The sequence below is a fragment of the Pseudomonas saponiphila genome, assembly GCF_900105185.1.
In the GTDB taxonomy this organism is placed as follows: Bacteria; Pseudomonadota; Gammaproteobacteria; order Pseudomonadales; family Pseudomonadaceae; genus Aquipseudomonas; species Aquipseudomonas saponiphila.
In genome coordinates this window covers 1,046,190-1,060,960 of record NZ_FNTJ01000001.1, presented here as the reverse complement: position 1 = coordinate 1,060,960, position 14,771 = coordinate 1,046,190, and the positions used below count along the sequence as shown (strand labels likewise).

Annotated in this window: 15 protein-coding genes; 4 read left to right on the top strand and 11 right to left on the bottom strand. The window is 58.9% G+C overall.

Translation table 11 applies throughout. From position 1 onward, the window contains the following. The first annotated feature begins 74 nt into the window (after positions 1-74). Positions 75-572 (top strand): DUF6622 family protein, encoded by a 498-nt coding sequence (locus BLV47_RS05065; RefSeq protein ID WP_092310600.1) that lies wholly within the window; start codon positions 75-77, stop codon positions 570-572. 189 nt (positions 573-761) lie between these two features. Continuing rightward, positions 762-1,463, top strand: coding sequence for a hypothetical protein (locus BLV47_RS05060; RefSeq protein ID WP_092310597.1), 702 nt, complete (start codon positions 762-764; stop codon positions 1,461-1,463). Positions 1,464-1,564: 101 nt separating this feature from the next. Here BLV47_RS05060 and BLV47_RS05055 read toward each other — a convergent pair whose 3' ends face one another. Beyond that, a complete protein-coding gene (locus BLV47_RS05055) occupies positions 1,565-2,920 on the bottom strand; it encodes a serine hydroxymethyltransferase (RefSeq protein WP_092310594.1) in 1,356 nt (451 codons plus the stop codon). 530 nt (positions 2,921-3,450) lie between these two features. Between BLV47_RS05055 and BLV47_RS05050 the strand changes: the two genes are divergently transcribed. Both BLV47_RS05050 and BLV47_RS05045 read left to right on the top strand, forming a co-directional pair. Then, positions 3,451-4,053, top strand: coding sequence for a helix-turn-helix transcriptional regulator (locus BLV47_RS05050; RefSeq protein WP_092310591.1), 603 nt, complete (start codon positions 3,451-3,453; stop codon positions 4,051-4,053). Next, positions 4,040-4,921 carry a queuosine precursor transporter gene (locus BLV47_RS05045; protein ID WP_092310588.1) on the top strand — a complete coding sequence of 294 codons (882 nt, stop codon included), beginning with the start codon at positions 4,040-4,042 and terminating at the stop codon, positions 4,919-4,921. The genes BLV47_RS05050 and BLV47_RS05045 overlap by 14 nt, the downstream gene beginning before the upstream one ends. A 98-nt stretch (positions 4,922-5,019) precedes the next feature. Here the strand turns inward: BLV47_RS05045 and BLV47_RS05040 are convergent, their stop codons facing one another. From BLV47_RS05040 to BLV47_RS04995, 10 genes are all read right to left on the bottom strand, one after another. Then, positions 5,020-5,574: a cytochrome b gene (locus tag BLV47_RS05040; protein WP_092310585.1), complete on the bottom strand. Its 555-nt coding sequence runs from the start codon at positions 5,572-5,574 to the stop codon at positions 5,020-5,022. Then, complete coding sequence (locus BLV47_RS35260) at positions 5,558-5,740, bottom strand: hypothetical protein (RefSeq protein WP_143038237.1); 183 nt, start codon at positions 5,738-5,740, stop codon at positions 5,558-5,560. Before BLV47_RS35260 ends, BLV47_RS05040 begins: the two co-directional genes overlap by 17 nt. Continuing rightward, a complete protein-coding gene (gene istB, locus BLV47_RS05035) occupies positions 5,737-6,486 on the bottom strand; it encodes an IS21-like element IS1474 family helper ATPase IstB (RefSeq protein ID WP_062838242.1) in 750 nt (249 codons plus the stop codon). Before istB ends, BLV47_RS35260 begins: the two co-directional genes overlap by 4 nt. After that, entirely contained in the window at positions 6,374-8,059 is a 1,686-nt protein-coding gene (gene istA, locus BLV47_RS05030) for an IS21 family transposase (RefSeq protein WP_062838241.1), read from the bottom strand. Before istA ends, istB begins: the two co-directional genes overlap by 113 nt. A gap of 319 nt (positions 8,060-8,378) precedes the next feature. After that, on the bottom strand, positions 8,379-9,266 hold the full coding sequence (gene cyoE, locus BLV47_RS05025) for a heme o synthase (protein ID WP_060840941.1): 888 nt from the start codon (positions 9,264-9,266) through the stop codon (positions 8,379-8,381). A gap of 10 nt (positions 9,267-9,276) precedes the next feature. Continuing rightward, complete coding sequence (cyoD, locus tag BLV47_RS05020; protein ID WP_092310581.1) at positions 9,277-9,606, bottom strand: cytochrome o ubiquinol oxidase subunit IV; 330 nt, start codon at positions 9,604-9,606, stop codon at positions 9,277-9,279. Continuing rightward, positions 9,607-10,233: a cytochrome o ubiquinol oxidase subunit III gene (locus tag BLV47_RS05015; protein ID WP_011063285.1), complete on the bottom strand. Its 627-nt coding sequence runs from the start codon at positions 10,231-10,233 to the stop codon at positions 9,607-9,609. A 3-nt stretch (positions 10,234-10,236) separates the two neighbouring features. Continuing rightward, positions 10,237-12,255 carry a cytochrome o ubiquinol oxidase subunit I gene (cyoB, locus tag BLV47_RS05010; RefSeq protein ID WP_092310578.1) on the bottom strand — a complete coding sequence of 673 codons (2,019 nt, stop codon included), beginning with the start codon at positions 12,253-12,255 and terminating at the stop codon, positions 10,237-10,239. A 3-nt stretch (positions 12,256-12,258) separates the two neighbouring features. Then, on the bottom strand, positions 12,259-13,203 hold the full coding sequence (cyoA, locus tag BLV47_RS05005) for a ubiquinol oxidase subunit II (protein ID WP_060840944.1): 945 nt from the start codon (positions 13,201-13,203) through the stop codon (positions 12,259-12,261). 795 nt (positions 13,204-13,998) lie between these two features. After that, positions 13,999-14,508, bottom strand: a complete 510-nt coding sequence (locus BLV47_RS04995; RefSeq protein ID WP_092310575.1) for a disulfide bond formation protein B — start codon at positions 14,506-14,508, stop codon at positions 13,999-14,001. Positions 14,509-14,771 lie beyond the last annotated feature (263 nt).

Genomic DNA, 14,771 nt, shown 5'->3' with positions numbered 1-14,771 from the left:
GGGGAAAGCTTCACGTCGTCGGGTAGAAAGCGCACTATGAAACGCACTTTTTCTGACCGGCAAGGATGCTACCGATGCTAGATATTCTTCAAGGCACGCCGCTGTGGGTGTACGCCGTCTTCGCCCTGATCTGCTACTACGGCCTGCGCGCCCTCACCACGACGCGTGAGAGCCGTCGCTCGCTGCTGCTAACCCCGCTGATCCTGCTGGTCTGGTCGTTGTGGTCAGTGAACCTGGGCGAGCATGCCGTGCTGGCGCTGGGCGCCTGGGCGGGCGGCGCCGCACTGGGCAGCCTGCTGGCGCTGCTGCTGTTCTCCAGCGCCGGCGTGCTGCTGGAGTCCGACGGCGAGGCGATCCTGGTGCCCGGCACCTTGAAGATCCTCGGCATCTCGCTGCTGTTCTTCGCCGTGAAGTACTGGATCGGCTATCAAACCGCCGTGCACCCCGAACAGGCCACCAGCGTGCAGATGCTCGGTATCAGTGGCGCCGCCGCGGGCTTTACCGTTGGTCTGTTCTGCGGGCGGGCGTTCAAGCTGTACCGCAACTTCCTGCAGTTGCGGCTCAACGCCTGAAAGCCCCGCGGCCGTGCTCTTCGGGCACTGGGGAATCTTCGCTGTGCAAACCGGTCTGTAGGGACGATCCTGCCGGGCCGGTCGCTTGGTCCGTGACAATAGGGCCTCGGTCCAATAGATTAGGCGCCCCCGAAAATCCCCCCGGGCCTTTCGCGCCTCAAACCTGTTAAACCAAGTAGTGGATGTTCAATGCCTGATTCCAACACCGAAGAATCCGTAATCGCCCTGTCCAACAAGGCCGAGTACGAAAACGCCATTCATCTTTCGCAACACGTGTCCCAGGCCAAGACCATCAGCGAGATGGTGCTCGACGCCTTCCACACCTCGAAAGAAAGTGACCAGATTCGCGAACTGCGTGCTGCGATTCGCCAGGCCCACGACCGCTTTGACGACGACACCGCCTATGAACTCATGGGCCAGCTCAAGCAACTCAAAGACGCCGAGGCCGCCGACCTGGCCGCCCTGGAAGACTTGAGCAAGAAATTCCCCATCAGCCGGATTCTCTCCAGCTACAAGGACGACCCGGACTTCCAGGAGCTGGTCTACGGCCTGGCCCTGAAAGTGCTGAACCAGACACACCAGGCCATCAGCAACCCCAGCGGTGGCAAGAGCAAGGCGCGGCCGAAGAAGGAAATGGAAGTGTTCGCCATCAGCAAGGACGGCATCAGCGTCACCCTGCCAATGCGTCCTCGCTCCAAGGCCAACGTCGACCGTGAAGCCTTCGAGTTCCTCGGTTTCAGCTTTGTCGGCGAAGGCGATGAGGCGGAACTGGAAAGCGAGATGTTCCTCGACAAGAACGGCAACGAGCAGCCAGCGACCCGCAAGAACATCGTCACCGCGATCCAGCAACAGACCGCGTTCGAAGGCTACAGCGCGCAACAACAGCTGTAACCCGACACTGTAGGAGCGAGCTTGCTCGCGAAGGCGCCAGCCCAAGCTAAGCGCCGAAGAAAAAGCCCCGCACTTCGGCAGAAAGTCGGGGCTTTAACTTTTCAGCGATCCCCGTACTCGCGAATGGGATACATCGCGCAAAACGCTTCGGTTTCTCGCCGGAACTGCTCCTGCAATGCGGGCTCCAGGGTGTATTTCTGCTCGCCGTCAGGCGTTACCTGATCCAGCACCCGGCACACCAGATCGACGATCTGGCGACAGCCCTGGGGGTCCACATGGCGCTGGGCGATGGAGCCCGTGCCGATACACAAGCCATTGGCGGCAAATGACGACCGGGTTTGCCCCGGACCGGGCTTTTTGCTGACGATGATTCCACACTTCTCCAATGCCGATTCGGCGATGGTGCCGCTGATGCCGCCACGCAGGCGCAGCAGGATCGTGTGATTCTCCGTCCCTCCTCCGACCACCTCGTAGTCCCGCGCCATGAACGCATCGGCCAGTTCATCCGCCGTGGCGCGAATCCGCCCCATGTAAGCATCGAACTGCGGGGACATGGCATAACCCAGCGCGGCCGCCTTGGCGGCAATCATGTTGACTGCGGGCGCGCCTTGCATTCCAGGGAACACCGCTTGGTCGAGAGCCCGACGAAAGCTCCACCTCAGGCCGGGTACCTTGGTGTCTGCATCGCGCCCGCAAAGAATCAGGCCGCCCCGCGGCCCGGCGAGCTGCTTGTGGGTGCAGGTGGTCGTGACATGCGCCACGTCGATCGGGCTCGGATGGCGGCCCGTGGCTACCAGCCCGGCGATGTGTGAAATGTCGGCAAGCAGGAGGGCTCCGGCCTCATCGGCAATGTCGCGAAAGCGCTGGAAGTCCACGACCCGCGAATAAGCCGTCGCACCGCAAATGATGATGCGCGGGCGATGGGCCATCGCCAGTTGGCGGACTTCCTGGTAATCGATAACGCCCTGGGACGTGGTGCCATAGCGAACGGCCTTGTAGTTGGCCTCGATAAAGCTCAGTGCGCCGCCGTGAGCCAGGTGGCCGCCATGATCCAGGGCCATGCCCAGGATCGTATCCCCGGGTTCGGCCAGGGCTGCCAGTACCTGGTAATTGGCGTTCGAAGCCGAGTGCGATTGCACGCAAGCGTATTGCGCGGCGAACAGCTCCCGAGCCCGGCGGATGGTCAGGGACTCGACCCGTTCGACGTTTTCGAACCCGCTCTGATGACGTCGGCCAGGTGCCCCCTCGACGGTGACGTTGACCAGCGCCGAGGCTGATGCCGCCAAGCTTCTGGGGCCGGCCGCGCAGGACGATGCCACCAGGGACAATGTGCGGTGTTGACGCGCGACCTCCGCGTCCAGAATGCTTGCCAGCTCGGTGTCTTCGCATCGCAGGTCGGCCAGCCCACGTCGCAGCAGGTCGGCCTGGGTCCTGAGTGGTTCAGTGTCAGCTGCCATTCTGATGTGTCCCTTCCTTGAGTGTTGCGCGCCACGAACGAAAGCACGCTTCCTGAGTATCACGTTCGTTTGTCTGCATCGGGCTTATCCGAGCCTCGGCGTCAGACTCTATAAGGCGCAACAAAATTAATCAAAGAATTAAACATCGTTCAAATTAAATGATGCTTTTCTTATCGAAGAAGGGCAGCCTCAGCCTCGCGCTACTGAGAACCTTCACTATCGAGAACCATGACGCCGAGCCTGCAGGACTGTATTGTCATGCTCGGCGCATGGGACAATTCTTCCTCGGTGACGCTGATCCCCCCCTGCCGAAGGCTTGATCACTCAAGAAACCGACTGCAAAAGCCCCAGGATGGAGGCAGTCCGGCTAAAGGAGCATAGGTTGGTACAGGCAACGAAAAATCCGGCATGCATTGGCCGCATCGGTCTGACCGATCTCGTCTCGGCGTCGGGCAACTGCATGCCTGGCACAGCTCTATAAATTTAAAAGATTCAATGGGTTACGGCCAAAAGGAAGTGGTGAGTATCTGATGCACAAAAGAGAAAGAACCGAGCATTTAAAAAGCAACATCAAGTACCTGATAAAAAGCCGTGGTGAGACACAACTGTCTTTATGCAACGCCAGTGGCCTGACCAGAACGACCATTTACAACATTCTGGAGGGCAAGGTCACCAACGTACAGCAGTCCACCATTCGAAAAATCTCTGATTTTTTCGGCGTCTCCTACGAAGAAATAGAGACTGTCGACTTTGAAGAAAAGGAGATCATCGAGAGCAGTATTTCCCCTCAAGGAAACATGAACCCAGCGGCTGTTCCGATCATCAAGGAGAGCCTGCTGATAGCCAATATGAACAAACGAATTGGGGAGCTGGCGACGCTCTATCCATTGACTTACTACTTCGGCACTTCCTACAACCTGATAGCGGTACTGCTGGAGAACGAAATCAGTGGCATGAATGAACCCGGCGATCTGTTGATCGTACAAAAGGGCTCATCGACCGACGACACAGAAAAACTGATTTACGACAAACTGACAGGAAAGCTGCTTATCTTGAATGATGTTTGTTTCGATTCAGATCACGTGATTGTAGTGGGCGATATCATTGAGGAGCGGTTCAATGACGGCCCATGAAAGCGAAATAGAAAATAGCAAATACAAGCTTCTGGGTTTCGAGAACAATAAAAAACTTGCTGTAATCATGATCATCGCCACAGGCAAGGTCATCAGAATCAAGCTAAGAGAGGTACTGAACAGTGAAATAATGGATAACCTGAACAAAACGGAAATCAAGAATCTGTATCGCAAGCTCTATTCCCAGGGAGACACACTAACCGCATACGATCTGAATGATCGCCATGAAAACTCATGGATGATCTATATCATCCTAAACTTACTGCTCGTCACATTTTATATATTCACCAGCATTGCAGCGACAAAACCCATTTACCTGGAGTCGCTGGACATCATCATTACTCCTGGCACATTCCTTTACTCCATCACTTTTTTGATCGTCGACTTGTTAAATGAGAACTTTGGACTGCGGCTAGCCAGAAGAGCCATTTTCTTTGCATTTGCCAGTACATCCACGGTATTCATCCTGCTCTACGGTTCGACCTTCCTGCCAGGGATGCCCGGCTGGAAGCTGGAAACACCTTACAATGATGTGATCATTCAGGTGTCATCCGTACTGGTAGCGTCCTCTGTTTCGTTTCTTGTTTCTGAAAACATAAACTCATACTTGCTGTGCAAGATAAAAGAGCTGACAAACTCCAGATTTTTGTTCTTGCGAATATTCCTGAGCACCTTCTTCGCGGTCATTATCGACAGCTTTCTGTTTTGCTATATCGCCTTCTATGGATTGATGAAGAACAGCGACATCCTGAACATGATCCTCTTTCAGATTGCGATAAAAGTATTTTTTGCGCTCTTCAATATCTTGCCTGCTTATGGCGCAAGATCACTGTTCAAGAGATACATGAGCAGCAACCAGACAAAATGATCTGGCACTGAGTATCGTCCCGAATCCCGCCAATAGGTTCTAAATAAAAAACCCCGCCCTTCTCTCGAAGACGGGGTTTTCTCTGCTCGGACGATCAATCAGTCCGAGGTCATGCTACCGGCCATGCGCCGCAGGATATGCCCCTGGCCTTTGATGCAGTGCAGGATCACCGCCGCTACATGGCCCACGATCAGTACCAGCAAGGTCCAGCCCAGGAGGCCATGGAAGCTGTTGCCCAGGTCGGTCATCCACTGGATCTTCGGCCCCTCGAAACCGCTCATCACCGGCAGCCCGAAGGCGGAAAAGGCTCGCCCGGAACCGTACTGGCGCAGCAGCCCGAGAAACGGAATGGCGAACATCCCCGTATACAGCAACCCATGCCCCAGGCGCGCGGCCAGGTTCAGGCTCGGCGGTCGACGATGGCGGTTCAGCAGGCTCCAGAGCAGCCGCACCAGCAACAGCCCCATCAATAGCAGCCCGACTTGCTTGTGGGTCGGCCAGAGGAACTTGTCCAGTGCCGAATCCTCCAGCAGGTAATGGGCGGCGGTCGAGCAATAGATCCAGGCAAAGGCCAGCGCCATGGCCCAGTGCAACCCACGACTGACCGCACCGTAACGCGCCTTGGTGTCGTTCATTTCAATACGGCTTTGCATCACATCCACTCAGGTTCATCCACGAGCGGCGCATTTTACCCGGCCAGGTGGAGCCTTCGGCCCGAAAAGTGCGGATTTCGGTGAACGTGACCGAGCGTTTCGCTAATACGTGACCGGTGCTTCCACCCCGGTTGCGCGGGTTCTGGATTGTAATCGCATCGGTCACGATGCGGCTTGTTCCTCGGCTTTTTTTCGGCGCAGCGACTCGCCTTTCATCGTCAGTCGGTAGGCGTTGTGCACCAGGCGGTCGAGGATGGCATCGGCCAGGGTCGGGTCGTTGATCCAGCCGTGCCAGTGCTCGATGGGCAGTTGGCTCGTCAGGATGGTGGAGCGGCTGCCAGCGCGGTCGTCGATCACCTCCAGCAGGTCATGCCGGGCTCCTTCCTCCAGCGGGGCTAGCGCCCAGTCGTCCAGCACCAGGACGTCGACCTTTGCCAGCTGTTGCAGGGTACGGCCGAAGCTGCCGTCGCCATGAGCGATGCGCAGTTGTTCCAGCAGGCGCGGGGTGCGCAGGTACAGGGTGCTATAGCCCTGGCGGCAGGCCTGGTTGCCCAGGGCGCAGGCCAGCCAGGTTTTGCCGGCACCGGTCGGGCCGGTCAGCAGCAGGTTGTGCTGCTGGCGGATCCAGTCGCCACTGGCCAGGGTGGCGATCAGACGCTCGTCCAGGGCGCGTCCGGTGCGGCGGTCGAGATCTTCCAGGCAGGCGTTGGCGTACTTGAGCTTGGCCTTCTTGCGCAGCCGTACCAGGCGCTGGTTGTCACGCCAGGCCAGTTCGCGGTCGAGCAGTAGGCCGAGGCGTTCATCGAAGCTCAGGCTGTGGCTGGCCGGCAGCGTCCATTGCTCTTCCAGGGCGCGGGCCATGCCGTCCAGGCGTAGCTGGTGCAGTTGATTCAGGGTGTGTTGCGGCATCATCGAACAGCTCCTGTTGCGGGGGTTGGTAGTAGTCGGCGCCACGGACGTTCTCGTGGTCGCCGGGTAAGGTCGTTTCGGCGGCACGCTGGGGCAGCGGCTGTTGATCCAGGCCTTGCTGGAGCAGGTTGCGCACGCTGCGCCCGGTGAAGGCGCGCAGGTGTACGGCACGTTCGGCAGCGGCTTCCAGGCGTGCATTGCCATAGCGCCGGGCCAGCGAGAGCAGGCCGAGGCAGGCGCGGTAGCCCATCTCCGGGTGCGGCTTGTGGGTCAGTTGGTGATCGATCAGTTGGCGCGTGTAGGGGCCGATCCGCGCGCCCCAGTCGAGCAGGCGTTGTGGCGTCCATTCGCGATGCGCCTGGTGCGCCGCGGGCATGTGCTCGCGCTGGGTACTGTAAGCGCCGCGTCGCCCCAGCAGCAGGTGGCTGGCCACCCGCCGGTTGCCATGCAGCACTTCCAGGGTGTGTGCCGTCAGTCGCACGTCCACGTTCTGCCGGGCCAGGGCGGAGGGCACGCTGTAGAAGCTGCCATTGACCTCGATGTGGTAGTCGATGCTGACCTTGCAGCGCTTGAAGGTGGCGACCTCGTAGGGATGCACCGGCAGCGCTCGCAAGGCCGGGCGATCCAGGCGCTCGAACCAGTCGCGCCGGCAGCCATCGAGCCGCTTGAACGGGCGCCGATTCAGATCCTCCAGCAGCTCGGCGATGGCCTGGTTAAGCGCATGCAGGCTGAAGAACTGCCGATGGCGCAGCCGCGCCATGATCCAGCGCTCGACCACCTGCACCGCCACCTCGGCCTTGGCCTTGTCCTGAGGCTTGCGTGGCCGTGCCGGCAGGATCACCGTCTGGTAATGACGCGCGCACTCCAGCGTGGCCCGGTTCAGGCCCGGCTCGTAGCGATCCGGCTGGGCGACCAGGGCGCGCGGATTGTCCGGCACAACCATTTCCGGCACGCCGCCAAAGTAGGTCAGAGCCTGGCCCAGCGAGGTCAGCCAGTCCACCTGGGTTTCGCCTGGCGTCGCGCAGGCATAGGTGTAATTCGAGGCGCCCAGGGCGGCGACGAAGATGTGCGCCCGGCGCACTTCGCCGGTGGCCGGGTCGACCACCGGCAGCGTCGGCCCGGCATAGTCGATGAATAGCTTCTCGCCCGCACGGTGCAGCTGACGCATCGAACGTTTGAGCGTCTGGGCGTAGCGCCGGTAGTGCTCGACGAACTGGGTGTAGCGGTAGGTCGGCTGGCCCGCATGCGCGGCGAGATATTCCTCCCACAGCAGCTGCAAGGTCACGCCCTTGCGTCGCAACTCGCGGTGGATGCTCAGCACATCGGGCAGCACTCGCTCACCGCGCGGCTTGTTCGTCGACGTCGGTGCAAACAAGGCGGCCGCCAGCGCGGCCTCGTCCATGGCCACCAGCGCCGGCCAGTCCAGCCCGGCCACCCGCGCCGCCGCGATGTACTTGCTAACCACGCCCTTGGACAGCTGCAAGGCACGGGCAATCTTCTCGTGGGACAAGCCGGCCTCAAACTTGAGGCGCAGACATTCTTTGATGTTTCGCATGGCTACTCGCGGCGCCGCCATCTTCCTCTCCCGAAATCGGTCGAGGATGGCGGCGCATCAGGTCATGCGCAACGAAGGGGAAGGCTTTCGCTAAGTCGTGACCGGCGATTTCGGTAAGCCGTGACCACCTGTTTCGGAACAGGCGGAAAATCGGTCACGTTGCTACCGAAATGAGCGGTCACGCGTTAGCGAAATGACCGGTCACGATCAACCGAAACGGCCGGTCACGGTGCTCCGAAATCCGCACGAAAAGCTTTAAATGATGTGACCGTCGCCCACGCCGCATGAAAAAAGCCCCGCGCTTCTCTCGAAGGCGGGGCTTTTCTGTAGCCTGGTCAGCTTAGTGCGCGTAGGTCAGCAACAGCTCGGTCGGGGCCTTGAAATCCACCGACATCATCACGCTCAGCGCGGTGATGGTGAAGATCGAGAACACGAAGAGCTTGCGCGCCCACACGGTGTCATCCACGGCCTTGTAGCCGGTCCAGGCCATGTACAACCAGTACATGCCCATCGCCGCCGCTACCGCCAGGTAGCTCATGCCGGCGTAACCGCTGAAGGTCAGCATCAGGGTCGCCACCAGGAACGCCAGGATGTAGAGCAGGATGTGCTTCTTGGCCACGCGAATACCACGTTTTACCGGCAGCACCGGAATCGATGCGGCCAGGTAATCGTTGAAGCGGAAGATCGCGATGGCGTAGGAATGCGGCATCTGCCACAGGCTGAACATCACCAGCAGGGTCAGCGCAGCCATGTCGAAGCTGTTGCTCACAGCCACATAACCGATCACTGGCGGCATGGCCCCGGACAGACTGCCCACCAGCGTGCCGTGAACCGACTTGCGCTTGAGGTACAGGCTGTAGAGGCCGACGTAGATGACAAAGCCGATGACCGCGAACAACGCGGCCAACGGGTTGGCCACGTAGTACAGCAGGGCCACGCCGGCGATCCCGAGGAGGGAGGCATAGACCAGGGCCACTTCCAGGGAGATCAGGCCCTGGACCAGCACGCGGTTCTTGGTGCGCTCCATCTTCAGGTCGATGTCACGGTCGATGCAGTTGTTGAACACGCAACCGGACGCTACCACCAGCGAGGTGCCGATCATCGCGGCCAGGAAGATGGCCAGATCGACATGCCCTTTCGAGGCCAGGAAAAACCCGCCTGCCACAGAAAGCACGTTACCGAAAATGATCCCCGGTTTGGTGATTTGGATAAAGTGCTTGAGCGACATCGGGTCTACCTCACTTGGCCATCATGACGGTGTGGATGCTGAACATGATCCACAACGACAGACCAACCAGCAGAACAATGACCAACGCGGCGAAGATGAACGCCACCACGTTGTTGCGCTGTGCCGCGGAACGGTCCAGGTGCAGGAAGTACACCAGGTGCACCAGCACCTGGATCACTGCGAACGCCAGGACGATCCACAGGGTCACGTCTTTAGGCAGCGACGGGTACATCACCAGACCAAACGGGATCAGCGTCAGGATGACCGACAGGATGAAACCGATGGCGTAGGACTTGACGCTGCCGTGGCCGGCTTCGTCGTGGGAGTGTGTGTTGGCCATTTACATAGTCCCCATCAGGTAAACAACGGTGAATACGCAGATCCACACCACGTCCAGGAAGTGCCAGAACAGGCTCAGGCAGCTCAGACGGGTCTTGTTGGTCGCCGTCAGGCCGTTTTTCTGCACCTGGTACATCATGATCGCCATCCAGATCAGACCGCTGGTCACGTGCAGACCGTGGGTACCGACCAGGGTGAAGAACCCGGACAGGAAGCCGGAACGGCTAGGGCCGTAGCCTTCGGAGATCAGCAGGTGGAACTCGTTGATCTCCATGCCGATGAAGCCCAGGCCGAACAGGAAGGTCATGGCCAGCCAGCCCAGTACCTGCTTCTTGTTGCCCCGGAAGAACGCCAGCATGGCGAAGCCGTAGGTGATCGAACTGAACAGCAGCAGAGCGGTTTCGCCCAGTACGTAAGGCAGTTCGAAGATGTCGTGGCCCGACGGGCCACCCGCAACGTTGTTCACCAGTACCGCGTATACCGCGAAGATCGACGCAAACAGAATGCAGTCGGTCATCAGGTAGAGCCAGAAACCGAATACGGTCATCTCGCCCGAGTCGTGGTGATGGTCATCGTGCCCATGGTCATCGACATGGGCGTGTCCAGCATTGGTCACTAAGTTCGACATGGATTAAGCCTGTTCCAACGAGGTTTCAACACGGGTAGCCGGGATCTTGTTCTCCGATACCAGACGCTTGTGCTGTTCGGCTTCGATGCGCTCGATCGTCTCGACCGGCACCATGTAGCCTTGATCATCACGGGCAGCGTGGATCGCGAAATAGATCACGGTGCCGGCCAGGCTTGCGATGGCCATCCACCAGATGTGCCAGATCATGGCGAAACCGAACACGGTCAGCAGAGCACCCATGACCAGACCGGTAGCGGTGTTGTTGGGCATGTGGATCGGCTGGTAGCGGCCTGGCTGCGCGTAGGCAGTGCCGTCTTCCTTGGCTTCGGTGAACGGGTCGATGCCTTCGGCTTTCGGCAGTACCGCGAAGTTGTAGAACGGTGGTGGCGACGAGGTCGACCATTCCAGGGTGTGGGCGTTCCATGGGTCGCCGGACACACACATGTTCTGCTTGCGGTCACGCACGCTGACGTACAGCTGGATCAGCTGGCAGGCGATGCCCACGGCGATCATCAGTGCACCCACCATGGCCACGTACAGGTATGGCACCCACTCAGGGTTGGTGGTGGCGTTCAGACGACGGGTCATGCCCATGAAGCCCAGTGCATAGAGCGGCATGAACGCGACGAAGAAGCCGGAGATCCAGAACCAGAACGCCGCCTTGCCCCAACCTTCGTGCAGCTTGAAGCCGAAGGCTTTCGGGAAGTAGAAGCTGAAGCCGGCGATGTAGCCGAATACCGCGCCGCCGATGATCACGTTATGGAAGTGCGCGATCACGAACAGGCTGTTGTGCAGAACGAAGTCGGCACCCGGGATGGCCAGCAGTACGCCGGTCATGCCGCCGATGGCGAAGGTCACCATGAAGCCCAGGGTCCACAGAACCTGGCTGGTGATGCGCAGACGGCCGTGGTAGATGGTGAACAGCCAGTTGAACAGCTTCACCCCGGTCGGGATCGAGATCAGCATGGTCGCCAGGCCGAAGAAGGCGTTGACGCTGGCACCCGAACCCATGGTGAAGAAGTGGTGCAGCCAGACCATGAAGCCCAGGATCGAGATCGCGCCGGACGCGTAGATCATCGAGTGGTGGCCGAACAGGCGCTTGCCCGAGAAGGTCGAGATCACTTCGGAGAAGATACCGAACGCCGGCAGGATCAGGATGTACACCTCGGGGTGACCCCAGGCCCAGAACAGGTTCACGTACATCATTGGATTGCCACCAAGTTCATTGGTGAAAATGTGGAAATCCATGTAACGGTCAAGCGTCAGCAGTGCCAGGGTGGCGGTGAGGATCGGGAACGAAGCCACGATCAGCACGTTGGCCCAGGTGCAGGTCCAGGTGAAGATCGGCATGTCCATCATCTTCATGCCAGGGGTACGCATTTTCAGCACGGTGGCCAGGAAGTTGACCCCCGTCAGCGTTGTCCCCAGACCCGATAGCTGTAGCGCCCAGATGTAGTAGTCCACACCCACGCCCGGGCTGTATTGCAGGCCCGACAGCGGCGGATAGGCAACCCAGCCGGTCTTGGCGAATTCGCCGACACCCAGGGACAGGTTGATCAGCACCACGCCCGATACCAGCAGCCAGAAGCTCAGGGAGTTGAGGAACGGATAGGCCACGTCACGCGCGCCGATCTGCAGCGGCACGACAAGGTTCATCAGGCCGGTGAAGAATGGCATCGCCATGAAGATGATCATGATCACACCGTGGGCGGTGAAGATCTGGTCATAGTGTTCAGGTGGCAGGTAGCCAGGCGAACCCTCAGTGGCCATGGCCAGCTGGGTACGCATCATGATGGCGTCGGCGAAGCCACGCAGCAGCATGACCATGGCGACGATGATGTACATCACACCGATTTTCTTGTGGTCGACGGACGTCAGCCACTCGGTCCACAGGTAGGTCCACTTCTTGAAGTAGGTGATTGCCGCGAACAGCGCCACACCACCGAGCAGAATCATGGCAACGGTCACCATGACGATCGGCTCGTGGAACGGTATCGCTTCCAGACTTAATTTACCAAACATCGTTTACTCCTCTGCCCCGGCAGCTGAATGCGAACTCACGTCCATCCCTTCGGTTGCGGCCACTTCCTTTTCTTTCTTCTCGTGCTTGAGCGGCTTGCCCGGTTTCATGCCTTCATACTTGTCGATGACGGTCTGGAACAGGTTCGGCGCGTAGGCGGAGTAGAGCTCGACAGGATTGTTCTGGCTCGGCTTGGAAAGGGCTTCGTATTCAGCGGTGTCCAGCTGTTTAGGTGCCTTTTTGACTTCGTTTACCCAGGCGTCGAAATCTTCCTGACTGGTAGCGATCGCTTTGAACTTCATGCCGGTGAAACCCGCGCCGCTGTAGTTGGCGGAGATCCCTTCAAGTTCGGTGTTCTGGTTGGCAATCAGGTGCAGCTTGGTGGTCATGCCCGCCATTGCGTAGATCTGGCCACCCAGGCCCGGGATGAAGAACGAGTTCATCACGGTGTCGGAGGTGACACGGAAGTTCACCGGGGTATGGGCCGGGAACACGATCTTGTTGACGGTGGCGATGCCCTGATCGGGGTAGATGAACAGCCACTTCCAGTCCATGGCGACCACTTCGATGGTCACCGGCTTGGCGTCGGACTCCAGCGGACGGTACGGGTCCAGGGCGTGGGTCGACTTGTAGGTGACATAACCCAGGGCAATGATGATCAGCACCGGAACCAGCCACACCGCGATCTCGATCTTGGTGGAGTGGGACCACTTGGGCGCGTAGGTCGCGTCCTTGTTCGAGGCGCGGTATTTCCAGGCGAAGGCGAAGGTCATGATGATGACCGGCACAACCACCAGCAGCATCAGGATGGTGGCGGTGATGATCAGGTTTCGTTCATCCAGACCAACCTGACCTTTGGGATCAAGCAGGGTCCATTTGCAGCCTCCCAGCATTAACATGCCGAGCAGCGGCAATAAGCCTAGTAATCTGGGGTACCTGTTTTTACTCATCTCACGACCTCTAAAGCAGCTTGCGCAATGCAGTTGGGTTTTGATCGCCAACACTTCACCCTGCCAAGGGTTGGCATTTTTCTTCAATTGAATAAGGGCCTGCCCGTTGCGTTAAACGCTCGACGACACATCCCGGGCTAGCAGTGGTTCTTATTCGATCTCGTGGTCAAAGGCCTTGTTACAGACCAATTCCATTTGGTGCGGAAGTTTGGAAGGCGCCGACACCCGCAGTCGCACGGAGCGCTCAATCCGCCCCTCGACCGTCCTCGTGTGCTCAGGGATGAGCAGCGTCGGAAATTCAGTGCGGGCGATTGTAGATATGTCGCGTTTTATAAACCATGTCTTATCCCGAAATAATTTTTATCCCCCGGCGCAACAATCCCTCATGATTATTGCGAAGGATCAGAATCATATCGATTTTCATTCTCAATAAAAAGCCGCAAAAGGGACTTCCTACCCCCCCTTTGAACAGGCTGTACGAGCGACTGAAAGCCGCCTTGGATAGGGCTTCAACCCTTGTAATACGGGCTTTGTAAAGAGATGTATAGATAGCAGGCTATGGATTTGACCCAGCCTGGCGATTTACACAAAGTGACAGACTTCAGGGGAACCGATGGCCCGATATGCAGTCTGTAGCCAGCCTCTCTCCGCCCCTGTGCGACCGCGACAGTGTGACAACATGTCGCACTTTTGCCGCCCCTTCACTTGCTGCAAATCACGGACTTTTCAACAGCCGGATAATCGACATGAAAAAGCCCCGGCCCCTGTTGAGGGACCGGGGCTTTTCCGGGTGAATCAGTAGGTTTTCTTGCGATTGCGCACGACGCCCAGGGGCACCAGGATCACCGTCAGCACGAACGCCAGCAGCGCCCATTGCGCCAGGGACAGGCCGAGGATCGGCGGGTACGGCGTGGAGCAGAAACCGTCCACCTGGAAGACCAGGGGAAAGATGCTCGCCAGCGGCAGGCCGTCGACGAAGGGCTGCAGCACATCGATGCCGCAGCTCACCGCCGGGTAGAACTGGGTGTACACATGGTGCCCGGCCACCCCGGCCCCCGCGATGGCACTGATAACCACCAGGGTTTCCATCACGGTGACCCCACGTCGCGAACTCAGGGCCGCCCCGATGAAGGCGAACAGAGCGATCAGCAGCAGGGCATAGCGCTGCAGGATACACAGCGGGCAAGGCGCCTCGCCCAGCACCACCTGCATGTACAGGGCCCCGCCGATCAGCGCCAGGCAGATAATCCCCAGCAGCACCAGGAAGCGCCGTTCACGCCCTAAACGCAGTCTGTCGTCACTCATCCCTATTCCTTTTTCTGTTGTCTGCTCAACCGCCGTAGCCGTGCTTGCCGCGCCAGCCCGCCGATTGAATTGCGAAGTTGATCTGATTGCCATCGGGTGCCCGGAAGTCTACACGCTGATCATGACCTTTGAATGCACTGCTTCGAAGGCAATACCCAAGGTTTACGGGCCTGGGGGGCACACCATGAAAGGACGGTGATGGCAGCGCCATCCCGGCATCGGGGGGAATTAACGCCAGGCAGGTTAAGCAGGGATTAACAACC

Coding starts and splice junctions, on each gene's coding strand:
- cyoD (WP_092310581.1), bottom strand. CDS start 9,606: ATGGCCAACACACACTCCCACGACGAAGCCGGCCACGGCAGCGTCAAG.
- cyoA (WP_060840944.1), bottom strand. CDS start 13,203: ATGAGTAAAAACAGGTACCCCAGATTACTAGGCTTATTGCCGCTGCTC.
- cyoB (WP_092310578.1), bottom strand. CDS start 12,255: ATGTTTGGTAAATTAAGTCTGGAAGCGATACCGTTCCACGAGCCGATC.
- BLV47_RS05015 (WP_011063285.1), bottom strand. CDS start 10,233: ATGTCGAACTTAGTGACCAATGCTGGACACGCCCATGTCGATGACCAT.
- BLV47_RS05055 (WP_092310594.1), bottom strand. CDS start 2,920: ATGGCAGCTGACACTGAACCACTCAGGACCCAGGCCGACCTGCTGCGA.
- istB (WP_062838242.1), bottom strand. CDS start 6,486: ATGATGCCGCAACACACCCTGAATCAACTGCACCAGCTACGCCTGGAC.
- istA (WP_062838241.1), bottom strand. CDS start 8,059: ATGGCGGCGCCGCGAGTAGCCATGCGAAACATCAAAGAATGTCTGCGC.
- BLV47_RS05065 (WP_092310600.1), top strand. CDS start 75: ATGCTAGATATTCTTCAAGGCACGCCGCTGTGGGTGTACGCCGTCTTC.
- BLV47_RS05060 (WP_092310597.1), top strand. CDS start 762: ATGCCTGATTCCAACACCGAAGAATCCGTAATCGCCCTGTCCAACAAG.
- BLV47_RS05050 (WP_092310591.1), top strand. CDS start 3,451: ATGCACAAAAGAGAAAGAACCGAGCATTTAAAAAGCAACATCAAGTAC.
- BLV47_RS04995 (WP_092310575.1), bottom strand. CDS start 14,508: ATGAGTGACGACAGACTGCGTTTAGGGCGTGAACGGCGCTTCCTGGTG.
- BLV47_RS05045 (WP_092310588.1), top strand. CDS start 4,040: ATGACGGCCCATGAAAGCGAAATAGAAAATAGCAAATACAAGCTTCTG.
- cyoE (WP_060840941.1), bottom strand. CDS start 9,266: ATGTCGCTCAAGCACTTTATCCAAATCACCAAACCGGGGATCATTTTC.
- BLV47_RS05040 (WP_092310585.1), bottom strand. CDS start 5,574: ATGCAAAGCCGTATTGAAATGAACGACACCAAGGCGCGTTACGGTGCG.